Genomic DNA, 17,215 nt, shown 5'->3' with positions numbered 1-17,215 from the left:
GGCCCGCGCCCAAGGTTCCCGCCCTCACCCGGCATCGAAGGCGGCGGGCAGCCATTCGATCTGCGCGCCCTGCACCAGCACCACGTCGAAGCGGCAGGGCGGCGTGCGTCCCAGGCGCAGCAGGAAGTGCCGCGCCGCGAACACGATGCGCCGCTGCTTGAGCGCCGTGATGCTGCCGCCCGCGCCGCCGTGCGCGGCGCTTGCGCGGCGGCGCACCTCGACGAAGACCAGCGTGCCATCGCGCGTGCGCATCACCAGGTCGATCTCGCCGCCGCCGCGGCCGGGCGTCCGATAATTGCGCGCCACCAGCAGCAGGCCGGCGGCCTGCAGGTGCGCCAGGGCCGCTTCCTCGGCCGCGTCGCCCAGCTTCTTGGTCGTGGTGGCTGGCGCCTGCGGCGCCTGGCCGTCCGGCCCCTTGCCTTTCAGAAAGCCCATCGTGAATGCCCTCCCCTCGGCCGCCTCCTTCGGTGCGGCGCTGCAGGCCGCCCGCGAGGCCGCCGGCTCGCAGGATTATCCGGCGGGCACCCTCTATGTCGTGGCCACGCCCATCGGCAACCGGGCCGACATCACGCTGCGCGCCCTGCATGTGCTGCAGATCGTGGACGCCATCGCCTGCGAGGACACGCGCCACACGCAGCAGCTGCTGCGCGCCCTGGGCATCGAGCGCAGCCCGGCGCAGCTGATCGCGGTGCACCAGCACAACGAGAGCGGCGCGGCGCAGGCCGTGGTCGAGCGGCTGCTGCGCGGCGAGCGCGTGGCCTATGTGAGCGACGCCGGCACGCCGGGCGTGAGCGACCCCGGCGCGCGCCTGGTCGACGCCGCACGCGCGGCCGGCCTGCGCACGCTGCCGCTGCCCGGCGCCAGCAGCGTGACCACGCTGGTCAGCGCGGCGGGCCTGCGCGCCGACGGGCCGCAGGCCTCGGCCTTCGTGTTCGCCGGTTTCGCGCCGGCCAAGGCCGCGGAGCGCGCGGCCTTCGTGCAGGGACTGGCGGCCGAGCCGCGCGCGATCGTGCTGCTGGAGGCCCCGCATCGCATCGAGGCGCTGGCGCAGTCGCTGGCCGCCGCGGGCGATCGCCTGCTGACCATCGGCCGCGAACTGACCAAGCAGTTCGAGGACATCGCCACCGTGCCCGCGCACGCGTTCGCAGGATGGCTGGCGGAAAGTCCGCAGCGCCGCCGCGGCGAGTTCGCGCTGGTGCTGCATCCGCTGCCCGCCACCGCGGCGGGCGACGGCGCCGTGGATGCGTCCGCCCAGCGCACGCTGCGGCTGCTGCTGGCCGAACTGCCGACCAAGTCCGCCGTGCGGCTGGCGGCCGAGATCAGCGGCGCACCGCGCAATGCGCTGTATGCGCTGGCGCTGCAGTGGCGCGAGGACGCCGACGACGACGGCGCCTGACTGGACGCGGTCAGCCCGGCTGCGTGCGCGCCGCCTCGGCGCGCGCGGCCATCTCCTGGCGCAGCTGCTTGCGCACCTGCGCCGCGGCATGGCGGCGGCGCTCGTCGGGCGAGAAAGGGCGCAGCGGCGGCACGGCCACGGGCCGGCGCGCCTCGTCCACCGCCACCATGGTGAAGAAGCAGCTGTTCACATGCCGCGCCGCCTGGGTGCGGATGTTCTCGGCCATCACCTTGATGCCCACCTCCATCGACGAGGTGCCGGTGTAGTTGACCGAGGCCAGGAAGGTCACGAGCTCGCCCACCATGATGGGCTCGCGGAACATCACCTGGTCCACCGACAGGGTGACCACGTAGCAGCCCGAGTAGCGCGCCGCGCAGGCATAGGCCACCTGGTCCAGCAGCTTGAGGATGGTGCCGCCATGCACGTTGCCCGCGAAGTTCGCGGTGTCGGGCGTCATGAGCACGGTCATGGTCAGTTGGTGGGCGGGCAGGTCCATCGCGCTTCTCCGGTTCGTGGCGGGCCGATTGTGCGGCGAACCCAGGCGCGGCCCGCCGGCGCGGCGTCCGGCAGCCGGGGCGCGGCGGCTCCGCTAGAGTGGATGCACGCGGCGCCGGCGCAGCCGGCCGGCAGACGTTTACGGAGGAGCCCGTGCGAACCCGTCCTTTCCTGGCTTTTGCGCAATCGGTGCAGCGGCAGTCGCCCACGCGCGCGGCCATCACCGCCGCCTACCGCCGGCCCGAGCCCGAATGCGTGCCGCTGCTGCTGGGCCTGGCGCGCCAGCCCGCCGCGGCCACCGCCAAGGCCGAGGCCCTGGCGCGCAAGCTCGTGACGGCGCTGCGCGCGCGCGGCACCGGCGGCGGCGTGGAAGGCCTGCTGCAGGAATTCTCCCTGTCCAGCCAGGAGGGCGTGGCACTGATGTGCATGGCCGAAGCCCTGCTGCGCATCCCCGACCGGGCCACGCGCGACGCGCTGATCCGCGACAAGATCAGCCAGGGCGACTGGCAGTCGCACGTGGGCCACTCGCCCTCGCTGTTCGTGAACGCCGCCACCTGGGGCCTGCTGCTGACCGGCAAGCTGGTGTCCACCAGCAGCGAGAAGTCGCTGTCCTCGGCCCTGTCGCGGCTCATCGGCAAGGGCGGCGAGCCGCTGATCCGCAAGGGCGTGGACACGGCCATGCGCGTGATGGGCGAGCAGTTCGTGACGGGCGAGACCATCTCCTCGGCCCTGGCCAATGCCCGCAAGCTGGAGGCCAGGGGCTTTCGCTACTCCTACGACATGCTGGGCGAGGCCGCCACCACGGCCGAGGACGCGGCGCGCTACCTGGGCCTGTACGAGCAGGCCATCCACGCCATCGGCCGCGCCAGCGCGGGCCGCGGCATCTACGAGGGCCCCGGTATCTCGATCAAGCTGTCGGCGCTGCACCCGCGCTACGCGCGTGCCCAGCACGAGCGCGTGGTCGGCGAGCTGCTGCCGCGCGTGCGCGCACTGGCCCTGCTGGCGCGCCGCTACGACATCGGCCTGAACATCGACGCCGAGGAGGCCGACCGGCTGGAACTCTCGCTGGACCTGCTCGAGGCCCTGTGCTTCGACCCCGAGCTGCAGGGCTGGGACGGCATCGGCTTCGTGGTGCAGGCCTACCAGAAGCGCTGCCCCTTCGTGATCGACCACCTGGTCGAGCTGGCCCAGCGCAGCGGCCGGCGCCTGATGGTGCGGCTGGTCAAGGGCGCCTACTGGGACAGCGAGATCAAGCGCGCCCAGGTCGACGGCCTGGAGGACTACCCGGTGTTCACGCGCAAGCTGCACACCGACATCTCCTACCTGGCCTGCGCGCGCAAGCTGCTGGCCCAGCCCCAGGCCATCTACCCGCAGTTCGCCACCCACAACGCCTACACGCTGGCCGCCATCTACCAGATGGCCGGCAACAACTACTACCCCGGACAGTACGAGTTCCAGTGCCTGCACGGCATGGGCGAGCCGCTCTACGAGGAGGTGGTGGGCGCCGTGGCCGACGGCAAGCTGGCGCGGCCCTGCCGCATCTATGCGCCGGTCGGCACGCACGAAACGCTGCTGGCCTACCTGGTGCGCCGGCTGCTCGAGAACGGCGCCAACACCTCCTTCGTGAACCAGATCGCCGACCCGCGCGTGCCGGTGGACGCGCTGGTCGCCGACCCGGTGGCCGCGGCCGAGCGCGCCCAGCCGCTGGGCGCGCCGCACGAGCGCATCCCGCTGCCGCGCGACCTGTTCCCGGACCGCGCCAACTCCGCCGGGCTGGACCTGTCCAACGAGCAACGCCTGGCCTCGCTGGCCACCGCACTCTTGGGCAGCACCGGCCGGGCCTGGCAGGCCGGCCCGACCGGTTGCGACTGGGACGCCGCCCGCGCCCAGCCCGTGCGCAACCCGGCCGACCGGCGCGACGTGGTCGGCCACGTGCTGGAAGCCAGCGCGGACCAGGTCGACGCCGCGCTCGCCGCGGCCCAGGATGCCGCGCCGATCTGGCAGTCCACCCCACCGGCCGAGCGCGCGCGCTGCCTGGAGCGGGCCGCCGATGCGCTGGAGGCGCAGATGCAGCAGCTGCTGGGCCTGATCGTGCGCGAGGCCGGCAAGACCCTGCCCAACGCCATCGCCGAGGTGCGCGAGGCGGTGGACTTCCTGCGCTACTACGCGGCCCAGGCCCGCGCCGAACTGGCCGCCGGCACCGAGTTGCCGCTGGGCCCGGTGCTGTGCATCAGCCCCTGGAACTTCCCGCTGGCCATCTTCACGGGCCAGCTGGCCGCGGCGCTGGCGGCCGGCAACGTGGTGCTGGCCAAGCCGGCCGAGCAGACGCCGCTGGTCGCGGCCTGCGCGGTCGAGATCCTGCACACCGCCGGCGTGCCGCACGGCGCGCTGCAGCTGCTGCCCGGTCCCGGCGAGACCGTGGGCGCACGCCTGGTGGCCGACCCGCGCGTGCGCGGCGTGATGTTCACGGGCTCCACCGAGGTGGCGCGCCTCATCGCACGCCAGCTGGCCGAACGCCTGGACGACCAGGGCCGCACCATCCCGCTGATCGCCGAGACGGGCGGCCAGAACGCCATGGTGGTGGATTCCTCGGCCCTGCCCGAGCAGGTGGTGCTGGACGTGCTGCAGTCGGCCTACGACTCGGCCGGCCAGCGCTGCTCGGCGCTGCGCCTGCTGTGCCTGCAGGAGGACGTGGCCGACCGCATGCTGGCCATGCTGCGCGGTGCGCTGCACGAGCTGGCCGTGGGCAACCCCGACCGGCTGGAAACCGACGTGGGCCCGGTCATCGACGAGGCCGCGCGCGAGGCGATCGAGAAGCACGTGGCGGCCATGGCCGCGGCCGGTTGCCGCGTCGAGCGGCTGGCGCTGCCGGCCGCCTGCGCGCAGGGCAGTTTCGTGGCGCCGGCCCTGGTGGAGATCGACAGCCCGGCCCGGCTCGAGCGCGAGGTCTTCGGCCCCGTGCTGCACGTGCTGCGCTACCGGCGCGGCGCCCTGCCCCAGCTCATCGACGCCATCAACGCCACCGGCTACGGCCTGACCTTCGGCCTGCACACGCGCATCGACGAGACCATCGCCCAGGTGACGGCGCGCATCCACGCCGGCAACGTGTACGTGAACCGCAACGTGGTCGGCGCCGTGGTCGGCGTGCAGCCTTTCGGCGGCGAAGGCCTGTCGGGCACCGGCCCCAAGGCCGGCGGCCCGCTGTACCTGCACCGGCTGCTGGCCACCGGCCCGCGCCCCGCGCTGCGCCTGCGCGAGCCCACCGTGCTGCCCGGCCCGACCGGCGAGCGCAACCTGTACAGCCTGGCGCCGCGCGGCACCGTGCTGTGCGTGGCGGCCACGCCGGCCGGCGCCCAGGCGCAGTGGGAGGCCGCGCGCGCCACCGGCAACCGCGTGCTGTGGACCGACACGCCGGCCGCCCGCGCGCAGCTCGCGGCGCTGCCCGAGGCCGAGCGCGCAGAAGCGCGCGTGCTGGCCGCGGACCAGGCCCTGGCCGCCGACATCCACGCCGCGCTGTTCGAGGGCGACCCCGACGCGCTGCGCGCGCTGAACCGCCAGCTGGCGCAGCGCGACGGCCCCATCCTGTCCGTGCAGGGCCTGGCCAGCGACGAGATCGCCAGCGGCCGCGGCCGCTACGCGCTGGAGCGGCTCGTCGTCGAGCGCGCCGTCAGCACCAACACCGCGGCCGCCGGCGGCAACGCCTCGCTCATGGCCATCGGCTGATGCGCTTCGCCCTCTTCTGGGGCCCGCGGCCGTGCGCCGCATCGTTCTCAACCCGGAAACACCAAGGGATCACCGCCGCCACGGCCTGCGCGGCCCGCCCCCCCCCCGAGCGCGGCTCTGGCCCGCTGAGCCGCCGCGCGCTCAGGAATGGGCTTGAGTCAGCCCTGAACAATTCAGTTGTCAGCTACAGATAGGCTGACGTCGCCAGGAGCGGCCAGCAGTGCGGCGATGACCGCCTGCATCGATAACCCGAATCGGGCGCAATAAAGCCGCAGCGCGGCCAGGATCAGGCGCAGGTTATGCCCGGCACCGCACATCACCGCGTGCAGCGCATCGCCCAGCGCACCCTTGAGCGGGTTGCGGCCCAGCCGCCCGTCCATCTTCATGTGCCCAATGGCCGGTTCGATGGCGCTGCGCCGCTTGATCATGGCCCTGAGCGTTCGGGTGATGCCCCGCTTTTGGCCCGACATCAGGATGCGCACACCTTCAACTTTCACACCCCGGTAGCCCTTGTCCACGATTGCCGTGGCGGGCGGCCTGTCCGTGCCAGTGAGGATGCCCACCTGCTCCAGTGTCTCAGCCAGGGTGTGGCCGTCGTAGGGGTTGCCCGGCATGGAGCGCATGCCCACCACCAGGCCTTCCTTGGGGTCTCCTCGTTTTCAGTGCAATAAGTGACGGTACGCAAAGCTAGCACTGGCGCGGGGGTGGTCTGGGTAGACCGTTGATTTCATTGACTTTCCTGTTCGCTTTGTAAACGGGTATGGTGGCCTCCCACTTTTGAGGTTCACGATGCAGGGTTGGCACACAACGTTTTTGGGGATGCGTGGGCTCCCCCGCGATATCAGCGACTTCGAGATGAAGGCATTTTTCACCTTCGATGGTGCCGAGCGCGACGCAATCAATGCACGCCGAGGTGATTCCCACAAGCTTGGTCTGGCGCTCCATATTGGTTTCCTGCGCATGAGTGGGCGTTTGCTCGGTGCCTTTCGGGTAATTCCAGTAGCCTTGTGGCGCCACCTTGGCAACGAGCTTGGCATTGCAGCACCAGAAGTCGCCTCGCTGAGAGCCATGTATGAACGCGGGCGCACGCTATTCGATCACCAACAAGTAGCCTGCACGGTCCTTGGATTCCAGTGGATGAGCGAGCACCAGCGCCGCTCACTGGTACGTGAACTGCGCGACGAAGTGGCGCGCTGCGCCGACCGCGATCAGCTACTCGTGCGGGCGCGTCAATGGCTGTACAAGAACAAGCTGGTGATCGTGCACGAGCGGGCAATTCGGACACTGATTGCGGCGGCACTTGCCCAGCTTGAAGTTGAAACAGGCACCGCCATCGCCGCCAGCGTTGATCCAGCAACACTTGATCGCTGGCGAGCCTCAGTTTCAGAGCTGCGCCCAGATGGACAAACCCAGCAGAGTTGGCTATGGGCTGCACCGGCGAAACCCTCACCCCGCCAAATCAGCGAGGTACTGGAGCGCATCGACCTGCTTTACACGCTGGACGTTCATAAGCACCTGGCAGACATCCCCGATCTCATCTTGCGCCGCTACGCGCGCCGACTTGTCTCCAGGCCGCCCTCAGCCGGAGCCAAGATCAAAGAGCCAGCGCGCACCGTGGAGGTCGCATGCTTTCTTCGGTATTGCCTGTTCACCACCACAGACCAGTTGATCCTTATGGTGCAGCGCCGGATCGCCGATCTGTGGCGTCAGGCTGCCGCCGATGTCCCCGCTACCGTCAATTGGGCCGCAATGTACAAAACGCTGCTCGGCGAACTTGTTGCCTTGAGCGCGCAAGGTGCGGTGCCAGATGCTGAGTTGCGTGCCCGTCTTGAAGCCTTGATCACCGAAACCCAGAAACGCAAACCACCGAGCAGGGCCTCCCTGGTCCGCGAGGGATTGATTGATGGAATTCGCCCCGTGCGGTCGTTGCTCGTCGCCATTGCAAAGCTGCCCTGGCAGGCCACCGGCGAGCATCCTGCCATCGAGTACCTTGCCAAGCTGCAAGCTTTATATCTCAAAGGATCCAGAAAGCTGCCAGTTGAAGTGGTGGCACCAAGTCTGGGAATGATCTGGCAGGTTTCGATCTCCAGCCCAGACCGGGAACGGGCGTTTCAGGCGTTGGAGGTGGCCACCCTGTTTGCCCTGCGCCGCGCGGTGCGCAATGGCTCGGTCTGGATTGAGCACAGCCTGAGCTTTCGGGGTCGTGCGCGCTTGTTCTTCACGGACGAGCGTTGGCAGGCAGAGTCCAAGAAACACTATGCCCGTCTATCGTTACCCAGCAAGGCTGCCACTTTCTTGAAGCCTTTGCTGGCCAGAGTAACTGCCGGTGTCGATGCGGTGGCCGCTGCAGCCCGCAGTGGCGTACTGCGCGTGGATGATGAACTCCATTTGTCGCCATTGCCCGCAGAGGACGAAGACCCAGAAGTGACCAAGCTGCGCGCGGCTTTGGATCACCGCATCGGTGAGGTTCAATTGCCGGAAGTGATTCTGGCCGTTGACGCCCAGGTGCGCTTTAGCTGGATCATGCTCGGACGTGAGCCGCGCTCTACCGACGAGCTGCTGATGGTCTATGCCGGCATCATGGCCCACGGCACCAGTCTGACTGCGGTCGAATGCGCGCGCATGATTCCGCAATTGTCTGCCACCAGCATTCGCCAGGCCATGCGCTGGGCGCGGGACGAACGGCGTCTGAGCCAGGCCTGCCAGGCTGTGCTGGAATTCATGCAGCGACACCCGATTGCCGCCACCTGGGGGCGGTCCGATTTGGCATCTTCTGACATGATGAGCATGGAGACCACCAAACGGGTGTGGCAAGCCCGGCTTGATCCTCGGCGCAACACACCTTCCATTGGAATCTACTCCCATGTAAAAGACCGGTGGGGCATCTTCCATGCGCAGCCCTTTGTGCTCAATGAGCGCCAGGCGGGCGTGGCCATTGAAGGTGTCATCCGCCAAGAAAAGCTGGAGACCAGCCAGCTTGCTGTGGATACCCATGGCTACACCGACTTTGCCATGTCACATGCCCGTTTGCTTGGTTTTGATCTTTGCCCGCGGTTGAAGGAACTCAAACAGCGCCACCTCTTTGTGCCACGCGGCACCAACGTGCCCGCAGAAATCGCTGCGGTGTGCGAAGCCAATGTCGACGTCGCTTTGATCGAAAAGCATTGGGATAGTCTGGTGCACCTGGCAGCCTCGGTCATGAGCGGACATGCCAGTGCGGTGGCAGCTCTTGCGCGGTTCGGTTCTGCCGCCCAGGGCGATCCAATCTATGAGGCTGGCGTGCAATTGGGGCGGTTGCTGCGTACGGCGTTTTTGGCTGACTACTTTGTCAAGGACGCTTTCAGGAACGAGTTGCGCCGGGTGCTCAATCGGGGCGAGGCTGTTAACGCCCTCAAGCGCGCCATTTATACCGGCCGGATCAGCCCGGCGCAGGCCAAACGTGTCGATGAAATGCAGGCTGTGGCCGATGCGTTGAGCCTGATGGCCAACATCGTGATGGCGTGGAATACCTCACAGATGCAGGCGGTCCTGGATCGCTGGTCGAACCGCCGCCAGGTCATTCCACCGGAACTGATCGGGAAGATTGCGCCCACCAGGCTGGAGAGCATCAACTTGCGGGGTGTGTTTCGCTTCCCGGTTGACCGCTATGCTGACCAAATCCTGCCTTCGCGGCCAAATGCATCGATAACTGGCACCAATGGATGAAACCGACCACGGTTTGACGCCACGAATCGCAGATTTGAAAGTGAACAGGAAAGTCAATGAAATCAACGATCTACCAACACCACCTCCGCGCCAGTGCTAGCTTTTCGTACCGTCACTTATTGCACTGAAAACGAGGAGACCCCATCAGGGCCCGCAGGCTTAACGCCAGCTCAAGGCCGGATATAAGACTGCAGCCATTCCTTGTTTTGTTGAGCACGAAAAACTGCTTGCCAACCGGGAGGCGTCCATATAAGCGCGACCCGGCAACAGCCGGGGGACGCCCATCGCATCTTCATTGCGTGTTGATTCATCAGCACAACTGAGCCAGTGATCACGTTGAATATTGAGCCACTGGGTTGATGGATTCTTTGACTATTCGGTTGTGGATAAGTCTATCGGGTCTGCTGTTTTTCGATCTCCTTTCTGGCTCTTTGGGCGTTGCTTTGGGGGAGCCGCGCCAGCGGCACTGGAGTGCTTGAATCGCCAGCTCTCGTTGCCCGTCTCGACGATGTGGCAATGGTGCGTGAGCCGGTCAAGCAAGGCCGTGGTCATCTTGGCGTCTCCAAAGACGCTGCTCCACTCCGAGAAGGTGAGGTTGGTGGTGATCACCACGCTCGTTCGCTCATAGAGTTTGGAGAGCAGGTGGAACAGCATCGCGCCGCCCGACTGCGTGAATGGCAGGTAGCCCAGTTCATCCAGGATCACCAGATCGACGTACATCAGGCGGTGCGCCATTTGCCCGGCCTTGTTCTGCGCCTTCTCCAGCTCCAGGGCGTTGACCAGCTCCACCGTTGAGAAGAAGCGCACCCGCTTGCCATGCATGCGAATGGCCTCGATCCCCAGGCTCGTGGCCAGGTGGGTTTTACCCGTGCCGGGGCCACCAACCAGCACCACGTTGTGCGCCGACTCCACGAAGCGAAGGGTGTGCAACTGGCGCACCAGTGCTTCGTCGAGCTGCGCGTGGGCGAAGTCAAAGCCGGCGAGGTCACGGTGCGAAGGGAAGCGCGCCACGCGCATCTGGTAAGCCATGGAACGCACCTCACGCTGAGCGGTCTCGGCCTTGATGAGCTGGTGCAGCACGGCCTCATGATCCAGCGACTTCATGCGGGCGGTGCCCAGTACCTCCGGCCAGGCACTGGCCATGCCGTGCAGGCCCAGCGCTTTGAGGGCATCAATGACGTCATGCATGGTCGGACTCCGGTGATGCCTCATGAGGCTGGACGTTGCGCAGTGCGTCGTAGCGCTGCAGGTTGGCCAGTGGCGGCGTGTTGAGCTTGAGCATCGTGGCCACCGGTGGCTCGGGCACGCGCTGCTCCTTCAGACGCGAGAGCACGTTGAGCACGTGCTCGGCACTCACCCGCCCGGACTGCAGCGCCAGCTCTACCGCCACCACCACGGCCTCCAGTCCATGCAGGCTCACCCCCATGAGCACCTGCGCCATCACCCTGTCGCCACCGCTGTGGCGCAGCAACTGGCGCTGCATTTCCTGCAGTGGCTCGGGCATGGTCTTGAAGGGCGCGCCGTTGCGCAGCGCGCCGGGCTTTCGCTCGATGAGCGCGATGTAATGCATCCAGTCGTAGAGCGTCTGATCACGTTCGAAGCTGCGCGCCAGGCGCACCTGTCGCCCATCGGGCCCGACCACCAGCAGGCCATCCGCGTAGGCCCGCAGACTGACCACCGCATGAATCCATTCACACGGCACGCTGTAGCGGTTGCGCTGGAAGTGGATCAGTGCGGTCGCAGAGACCCGTACCGGCTGCTCCACGTAGCCATCAAACGCACGGGGGTTGGGCATGAGACGAGCACGTTCGTCCTGCCAGACATCGGCCACCGTGAGCTGAGTCCATTCCGGGTGACTCATCTCAGCCCAGGCCTTCACGCAGGCCTGCTGCAACCAGTCGTTGAGTTCACCAAGCGTCCCCCAGCGCCGCTCGCTGGCCTCACGCCAGATGTCCTTGCGCCGATCCTGAACGTTCTTCTCCACGACCCCCTTCTCCCAGCCGGCGGCCCGGTTGCAGAACTCCGGCTCGAACAGGTAGTGCCCGGTCATCGCCTCGAAGCGTGCATTGACGCTGCGCTGTTTGCCATGGCCGACCTTGTCCACAGCGGTCTTCATGTTGTCGTAGATGCCCCGCCGGGGCACGCCACCGAAGAGGGCGAACGCCCGTGCGTGCGCATCGAACAGCATCTCGTGCGCTTGGCTGTAGTACGCCACCAGGCAGAAGGCGCGACTGGCCGCCAGCTTGGTGTGTGCCACTTCCAGGCGGCGGCGCAGCCCGCCGATGAACAGGTACTCGCAGCTCCAGTCGAACTGGAACGCCTCGCCCAACTCGAAGCTCAGCGGCACGAACCCCGCACCACGCGCAGCGTTGCCTTGCTCTTGCTGCCAGCGCTGGGCAAAGGCGTAGACCGGCCCTCGGCTGCCGCTGTAGCCCTGCGCGCGCAGCGCCTCAAACATGGCCTTGATCCCGCGTCGATCGCGTTTGCTGCGATGGCTATCGGCCTTGAGCCATTGGCTCAACTGCTCCTTGTACGGATCCAGGATGCTGGGGCCCGACACCCGCTGCGGGTATCGGGGTTCGGCCATCTGCCCGTCTTTGAGCCACTTGGTGGCTGTGTTGCGCGAGATGCCCAGGCGCCGGCTGGCCTCGCGCACCGACACGTCCTGCCTCAGCACGAGGCGGCGTAACTTGCTCAATGTGCTCACGTTGATCACTCCTGCTCCCCCGTGCTGAAAAATTCAGCAGGATAGAGCGGCAACGTGGCTCAAATTTCAACGTGAATGCGTCCCGAAATGGCCCAGCTTTGGAAATGAATCAACAGAAAGGTCCTGCTCGCCTTTCAGCCTAATGAAGTGATCGAAGAAGCGCTGCGCGCGCCCCGAGCCCGATACACGGAAAATACGATCGTCGACCCGGCCGTGCTTCGCAGTCAGCTTGCCGAGATCCGACAAGCCGGCTACTGCATCGAACGGGAAGAATTCATTGCCGACATCCGGGGCATCGCGGCGCCGGTCTTCGACTTCAACGGCACGGTTATTGCGGCAATTGCCGTCGTCGGACCGTCCGCACGGATTACAGAAGGGCAGATCGAAGCGCTTGTGCCACTCACCTTGCGAACAGCAGAATCGATTTCCCGTAGCCTTGGCCATAAACCGTATAAAGACGCTTGAAAGCGGATCTCGGACAGGACCTGCGTCACCGGCAGAGTCAGACCACGCGATTGATGGCGGCGACTTGCATCAGTCCCGTTTCGCTGGAGATGCCGGGGATTGCGCCGGCAGCCGCGCGTGAGTGTCGTGACTACCGGCATTCTGTTTATTTCATTAAGGCTTTAGCTTCTTCGAGCAGTTTTTTCCCGTCATAGCCTTTAGCAGTCACGTCCTTCACCCATTCGGCCACGACACCTTCAGAAGCCGCTTGCCAGCGTTGAACTTCCGCAGCCGGCACTGTGTAGAAGATATTCTTGCGATCCGCGGCGATCTTGCGTCCGGGCAGCCCGGACTCGGCGAACACCCTTCCTACCCAAGCCGACGCCTCGGGGGTAAATTGCTCAAGAAGCGTCAATGCATTGTCAAGCGACTTCATGAGGGCGCCCTTTGCCTGGCCCTTGCTGTCCTGTTCCATATGCTTGTCCCATCATCTGATCCGTGAGGATTAAGCGAATTTGTCGAAGCGAATCTGGGATCGCTTAACCCGTGACTTGAGCAGCAAACGTACCATGGCATCAATCATGGCGGGCGGCCCCCCCATATAGACCTGGCGCGCAGAAAGGTCTCCCGCACTGCGGGCGACCACCTCATGTACATAGCCGCGTTCGCCTTTCCAATCCGCGAACTCGCCCGCTTCCGAAATGGCCCAGGTAACTCGCACCGCCCCTCCAGCCGCCTCAATGAGCTCTTGGAGGGACGCGGTCGCGAAAATGTCGGCGGGCGTCCTTACTCCGATAAAAATATCCAGACGCTGCTTGCGAAGCAGGCCGCGGGATAGCGCATCGCGCGCAATCGACAGGATAGGCGCGAGGCCGGTACCGCCGGCGACGCAGAGTATATCGCGCTGTGCGGTCGCATCGATGAATGCGTGACCCACCGGCACCACCAGGCGCAAGGGGATGTCGCGCGCCCCGAGCAGAATTGGCGATGACACGCCACCCGGGACGCGGCGGATATAGAACTCGAGAGTGGAGGTCAGCGTATTGCCGGTGTTTGCCATCGAGTAGGCGCGATATCCTGTGACGCCGGGCACTTCAAACAATGCGTATTGGCCGGCGAGGAAAGTAATCGGCTCGTCGAGTTGAACCATCACGCGTGCGATATCGCTCGTCTCAGTTTCCGCGCTTGCCCGGCCCTTCACGATGCGGACCGGGGGTAGACTCGCGTCCCGCGATTTACATAACGCGTCCGGCAATCTACAGTCACTCTGTGGTAATGCCTGGCACAGGAGCACATGGCCCTCTTGGCGCTTTGTCTCGGGCAGCCCGGGCGCATCCGGCCAGCGGACGACGACAGCACCTTCAATGATCTGGGTACGGCATGAGCCACAAGTTCCTGTCGCGCATTCATACGGAAGCGCATAGCCTGCCCGCAGGCCTGAAATCAGGAGCGGTTCGTCCGTTGCAGCGTCGAAGCCGTTGGCGGCGTCAAAATGGATTCGATGAGGCATGGTCATTAGTCGAGAGTCCGGCAGTTGGTGATGAGGATTCCACTAGGGTCTGTTAACACTACGTGCTAACATACTGCGCATGGAACTTACGCCTGCGCAATTCGCGCGTATCGAGGATTGCCTGCCGCGGCAGCGGGGCAATGTGTCGCTGGACAACCTTCAAGTGCTCAACGCGATCCTGTTCGTGGCCGAAAATGGCTGCAAGTGGCGGGCCCTGCCCAAGCGGTTCGGCAACTGGCACACGATCTACACGCGGATGAACCGGTGGGCCAAGGCCGGGGTCCTGGATCGGGTCTTCGAGCGCATGCAGGCCGAACAGCTGGTCCGGGTGCGGCTGGAGGCGGTCAGCCTGGACAGTACGATCGTCAAGGTCCACCCGGACGGCACCGGCGCACGAAAAAAAACGGCCCGCAGGCCATCGGCCGCTCCCGCGGAGGCTGGACCACCAAAATTCATATGGCTGCCGCGGATTCCCGCTGCGCGTTAGCCTTCTCGCTTTCGCCGGGCCAGGCGGGCGATGCCCCAGCCGTTCGCGCCCTGCTGCATGCCCTGCCACCCCTGCCCGCGCGCTGCCATCTGGTCATGGATCGCGCCTACGAGGGCAATGAAACCCGGCAGCTCGCGCTGGATCTGGGCCTGGATCCGGTCGTGCCCCCGCATCCGCTGCGGGCCCAGCCATGGGCGTACAACACCGAGATCTACAAGCGCCGCAACGAAATCGAGCGCCTGTTCCGCCGTCTGAAAGGGTTCCGCCGCATCTTCAGCCGCTTCGACAAGCTCGACGTCATGTTCGCGGCCTTCATCCACTTCGCACTGATCGTCGAATCGTTGCGATAGTGTTAACAGGCCCTAGTGCGGAAAGAAATGGGCGATATCCGCCTTTATTGCCTGGTCTTGCTGGTTCTATCCGGCAAGACCAGGCAATTACTCGGCCGCTTCCGGGAGTTCGACGAACACCTCGTCGCCGATGACGCTCACAGGATACTGTTGCAGTTTTGCGTCCTCGGGTTCAATCCCGGCGCCCGTCTGTGCGTCGAACTGCCAAAGATGTTCTGTACAAGTGATTACTTCACCATCAAAGGCGCCTTGGCAAAGCGGGATGTCCATATGTGGACACTTGTTCTGGAAGGCACGGATTGCTCCTTTGGTAGAGACCAAGAGCAGGCTGTTGTCAGTGCCCGGGACGGACATTTCGATCATCTCACCCTCCGGAATGTCGGTCCTGGCACATAGCTTGATCGGTTGCGTATTCATCAGTTATCTCGTTAAAGCGGCAAGGGGGTTGGCACTGTGAACATGCGCGTATGGAGCCGTACTGTCCGGCTGTCGATGAGCCAGGTGTCTCCGTTTTTCACGAGCCGATCCTCATAGTGGCCCACGGCGAACAGGTCGCTCTGTCCCTTCATGTCAGTACGGAACACTGAAAAGGTCGACCGCGCCAATGCCTCGCCTTTTTCGAGGCTGATTTGATCCACAGTGATCTGATGCGTCCGGTCGGCCAGGTCATGCACATGTTCCGCCGACTCCTTCAACAGGCGTAGAAGCTCGGCGCGTTTAACCGACATCCAAATCATTTCCTTGCCAATCTCGGGACTGTATGCGCGCAACACATAGCTCCCCGGTTCTGCAAAGGAAGCGATGACGGCAGCAAAATCCTTAGTGTCAAGCAGCCGCCCCACGCGCGCAATCAGCTCGCGTATCGCTTCACGCTCGAAGAGTTGGCTTGCGACGTCAGACATTGGTGATCTCCTTTATTGAATGAGAAACATCGGTATCCACATTACCGTGCCTGAACGGATCATTCGGCGCGCGTCCAAGGCACCGACCCCATTCCTGATAGAAGGCGCGGAGGTTGGCATCGTCCTGCGGTTTCAGCCCTTCTTCCCTGGCAAAGAGGCTGTATCGCGATCCACCCTGGACCATGGTCTCCCACTGCGTTTCGACGGCGGCGATATCCTCTGGGAGATTGCGACCGGCCGGTCCCCATACCTCATTGTGGTGCTGGATCCGCATTGCGCGGACGTCCGGTGTATCGGACTTGAGCCCTACGCCGCGCCATTCGACGAGGGTCTTGCCGGGTGCGAGTGGCGTCATTGTGTCTATACGCATCACGGTCGCGCGAATATTGAGCATCACGTCAGGAAACAGCAGCATGACGACCATGCCGTTCGGCTGCATTCCCGGCAATGCGCCCTCGCTCCGCTCCCCCAGCCCGTAACTGTCGTAGTGAATTACACCCTGCTGAATGATGTTGTGGGAATTCTGGTAAAGCAACCAATTGCGTTCGTGATAGCTCTTGTGTGCGACGGCGGTGCGCCGGTTCAGCACATGCAGGAATTCATGATAGAGCTCGGAGTTGTTGTCTACGAAGAGCTTCCAGTTCGTATTGATGATCGCGCGATGGTAATGGAATACCTCAAGCTCTTCCTGGCCAAGGTGGGTCTTCATATGGTCCGCCATACCACCCAAGAATTGCTCGAGTGGTGGCACGTCGTCCTTCAGGCAAACGAACACCATGCCGCAGAAGATTTCCGTTCGGACAGAGCGCAGTCCAACGTCGTCTTTTTTCAGACTGCAGCCGTCATATCCCTTGCTTCGGGTGATGCTTGTGCACTTACCGTCGAGCGCAAACGTCCATAGATGATAAAGGCACTGCAGGCCCTTCTTCGCATTTCCACGCTCGTCGCGCACTAGGCGCGCGCCCCGGTGTGGGCAAACGTTAAAGAACGCCATAATCGACCGGTCCTCGCTGCGCAGGATGACAACCGGTACCCCGGCGATTTCCTTCGCCCGGTAGTCGCCGGGTTCTGGCAGTTCCGATTCGTGACAGACAAGCCGCCACGTTGCAGCCAGGATTTTCTCTCGCTCTTCCTCGAAAATCACCGGATCCGTATAGATTCGGTTATCTACATAGTGCGTAGACGGAAGCTTAGGGGCAGTAGCCCAGGGACTGACATGATCCATTGCGTTCTCCACATGATCCATTGCGTTCTCCGTTTAGGTATAATAAACATCATTTATTTATAATAAATGATGGCATGTGTACCTCAAGCTGTCAACCACCACACGACGGTTGTGGTGCAAATAGCGGCATCGGTTAGAATCGGTCTGAACCGCCCCGGAAATCGCGGAGGCCCGTTGGCTTGAGTCAGGCCGACATGGCCTGCTGCTCAAGAGCTCGATAGTAGTTGGCCTCGAACTCGGCCGGTGGCACGTAGCCGATGGGTTCGAGCAA

12 protein-coding genes and 3 pseudogenes are annotated in these 17,215 nt (G+C 64.6%); 5 read left to right on the top strand and 10 right to left on the bottom strand.

Translation table 11 applies throughout. The features are described from left to right. Nucleotides 1–24: 24 nt before the first annotated feature. The gene (locus tag LG388_RS26410) at nucleotides 25–435 is read right to left on the bottom strand and encodes a YraN family protein (RefSeq protein WP_225785510.1); all 411 of its coding nucleotides are present in this window, start codon (nucleotides 433–435) and stop codon (nucleotides 25–27) included. A 1-nt stretch (nucleotide 436) separates the two neighbouring features. On the opposite strand from LG388_RS26410, the gene rsmI reads away from it, so the two are divergent. Then, nucleotides 437–1,396 (top strand): 16S rRNA (cytidine(1402)-2'-O)-methyltransferase, encoded by a 960-nt coding sequence (gene rsmI, locus LG388_RS26405; protein WP_225785509.1) that lies wholly within the window; start codon nucleotides 437–439, stop codon nucleotides 1,394–1,396. Between the two features lie 10 nt (nucleotides 1,397–1,406). Here rsmI and LG388_RS26400 read toward each other — a convergent pair whose 3' ends face one another. Next, nucleotides 1,407–1,892 carry an acyl-CoA thioesterase gene (locus LG388_RS26400; RefSeq protein WP_225785508.1) on the bottom strand — a complete coding sequence of 162 codons (486 nt, stop codon included), beginning with the start codon at nucleotides 1,890–1,892 and terminating at the stop codon, nucleotides 1,407–1,409. 158 nt (nucleotides 1,893–2,050) lie between these two features. Here LG388_RS26400 and putA point away from each other — a divergent pair. Beyond that, nucleotides 2,051–5,614: pseudogene (putA, locus tag LG388_RS26395) on the top strand (trifunctional transcriptional regulator/proline dehydrogenase/L-glutamate gamma-semialdehyde dehydrogenase); the annotation flags it as partial. Nucleotides 5,615–5,787: 173 nt separating this feature from the next. Here the strand turns inward: putA and LG388_RS26390 are convergent. Further along, nucleotides 5,788–6,258, bottom strand: a pseudogene (locus LG388_RS26390) (IS5/IS1182 family transposase); the annotation flags it as partial. A 145-nt stretch (nucleotides 6,259–6,403) separates the two neighbouring features. Here LG388_RS26390 and LG388_RS26385 point away from each other — a divergent pair. Then, entirely contained in the window at nucleotides 6,404–9,319 is a 2,916-nt protein-coding gene (locus LG388_RS26385; RefSeq protein WP_225785506.1) for a Tn3-like element IS1071 family transposase, read from the top strand. A gap of 372 nt (nucleotides 9,320–9,691) precedes the next feature. On the opposite strand, the gene istB is transcribed toward LG388_RS26385, so the two are convergent. Then, nucleotides 9,692–10,507 (bottom strand): IS21-like element helper ATPase IstB, encoded by an 816-nt coding sequence (gene istB / locus LG388_RS26380; protein ID WP_225782451.1) that lies wholly within the window; start codon nucleotides 10,505–10,507, stop codon nucleotides 9,692–9,694. Beyond that, the gene (gene istA, locus LG388_RS26375) at nucleotides 10,500–12,026 is read right to left on the bottom strand and encodes an IS21 family transposase (RefSeq protein WP_225782461.1); all 1,527 of its coding nucleotides are present in this window, start codon (nucleotides 12,024–12,026) and stop codon (nucleotides 10,500–10,502) included. Before istA ends, istB begins: the two co-directional genes overlap by 8 nt. A 108-nt stretch (nucleotides 12,027–12,134) precedes the next feature. On the opposite strand from istA, the gene LG388_RS26370 reads away from it, so the two are divergent. Further along, entirely contained in the window at nucleotides 12,135–12,491 is a 357-nt protein-coding gene (locus LG388_RS26370; protein ID WP_225785540.1) for an IclR family transcriptional regulator C-terminal domain-containing protein, read from the top strand. A gap of 145 nt (nucleotides 12,492–12,636) precedes the next feature. Here LG388_RS26370 and LG388_RS26365 read toward each other — a convergent pair whose 3' ends face one another. Together LG388_RS26365 and LG388_RS26360 are read right to left on the bottom strand one after the other, a co-directional pair. Further along, nucleotides 12,637–12,945, bottom strand: a complete 309-nt coding sequence (locus LG388_RS26365; protein ID WP_225785505.1) for a hypothetical protein — start codon at nucleotides 12,943–12,945, stop codon at nucleotides 12,637–12,639. Nucleotides 12,946–12,975: 30 nt separating this feature from the next. After that, nucleotides 12,976–13,986 carry a 2Fe-2S iron-sulfur cluster binding domain-containing protein gene (locus LG388_RS26360; protein WP_225785504.1) on the bottom strand — a complete coding sequence of 337 codons (1,011 nt, stop codon included), beginning with the start codon at nucleotides 13,984–13,986 and terminating at the stop codon, nucleotides 12,976–12,978. Nucleotides 13,987–14,059: 73 nt separating this feature from the next. Here LG388_RS26360 and LG388_RS26355 point away from each other — a divergent pair. Further along, nucleotides 14,060–14,817 (top strand): annotated as a pseudogene (locus LG388_RS26355) (IS5 family transposase). 87 nt (nucleotides 14,818–14,904) lie between these two features. Here the strand turns inward: LG388_RS26355 and LG388_RS26350 are convergent. From LG388_RS26350 to LG388_RS26340, 3 genes are read right to left on the bottom strand one after another with little or no spacing between them, the layout of a single operon-like run. Continuing rightward, the gene (locus LG388_RS26350) at nucleotides 14,905–15,234 is read right to left on the bottom strand and encodes a Rieske 2Fe-2S domain-containing protein (RefSeq protein WP_225782447.1); all 330 of its coding nucleotides are present in this window, start codon (nucleotides 15,232–15,234) and stop codon (nucleotides 14,905–14,907) included. An 11-nt stretch (nucleotides 15,235–15,245) separates the two neighbouring features. Then, complete coding sequence (locus tag LG388_RS26345) at nucleotides 15,246–15,719, bottom strand: nuclear transport factor 2 family protein (RefSeq protein ID WP_225782446.1); 474 nt, start codon at nucleotides 15,717–15,719, stop codon at nucleotides 15,246–15,248. Next, nucleotides 15,712–16,965 carry an aromatic ring-hydroxylating dioxygenase subunit alpha gene (locus tag LG388_RS26340; protein ID WP_225785502.1) on the bottom strand — a complete coding sequence of 418 codons (1,254 nt, stop codon included), beginning with the start codon at nucleotides 16,963–16,965 and terminating at the stop codon, nucleotides 15,712–15,714. Before LG388_RS26340 ends, LG388_RS26345 begins: the two co-directional genes overlap by 8 nt. Nucleotides 16,966–17,215 lie beyond the last annotated feature (250 nt).

Source organism: Xenophilus sp. Marseille-Q4582, from assembly GCF_916700565.1.
In the GTDB taxonomy this organism is placed as follows: domain Bacteria; phylum Pseudomonadota; class Gammaproteobacteria; order Burkholderiales; family Burkholderiaceae_C; genus Xenophilus.
The sequence above is the reverse complement of the archived record's forward strand: the minus strand, read 5'-3'. Positions and strand labels throughout refer to the sequence as shown.

What these genes read in the sequence shown, in the direction of transcription:
- LG388_RS26385 (WP_225785506.1), top strand. Translation starts at nt 6,404, where the DNA reads ATGCAGGGTTGGCACACAACGTTTTTGGGGATGCGTGGGCTCCCCCGC.
- LG388_RS26360 (WP_225785504.1), bottom strand. Translation starts at nt 13,986, where the DNA reads ATGACCATGCCTCATCGAATCCATTTTGACGCCGCCAACGGCTTCGAC.
- istB (WP_225782451.1), bottom strand. Translation starts at nt 10,507, where the DNA reads ATGCATGACGTCATTGATGCCCTCAAAGCGCTGGGCCTGCACGGCATG.
- LG388_RS26365 (WP_225785505.1), bottom strand. Translation starts at nt 12,945, where the DNA reads ATGGAACAGGACAGCAAGGGCCAGGCAAAGGGCGCCCTCATGAAGTCG.
- LG388_RS26410 (WP_225785510.1), bottom strand. Translation starts at nt 435, where the DNA reads ATGGGCTTTCTGAAAGGCAAGGGGCCGGACGGCCAGGCGCCGCAGGCG.
- LG388_RS26400 (WP_225785508.1), bottom strand. Translation starts at nt 1,892, where the DNA reads ATGGACCTGCCCGCCCACCAACTGACCATGACCGTGCTCATGACGCCC.
- LG388_RS26350 (WP_225782447.1), bottom strand. Translation starts at nt 15,234, where the DNA reads ATGAATACGCAACCGATCAAGCTATGTGCCAGGACCGACATTCCGGAG.
- LG388_RS26340 (WP_225785502.1), bottom strand. Translation starts at nt 16,965, where the DNA reads ATGGATCATGTGGAGAACGCAATGGATCATGTCAGTCCCTGGGCTACT.
- LG388_RS26345 (WP_225782446.1), bottom strand. Translation starts at nt 15,719, where the DNA reads ATGTCTGACGTCGCAAGCCAACTCTTCGAGCGTGAAGCGATACGCGAG.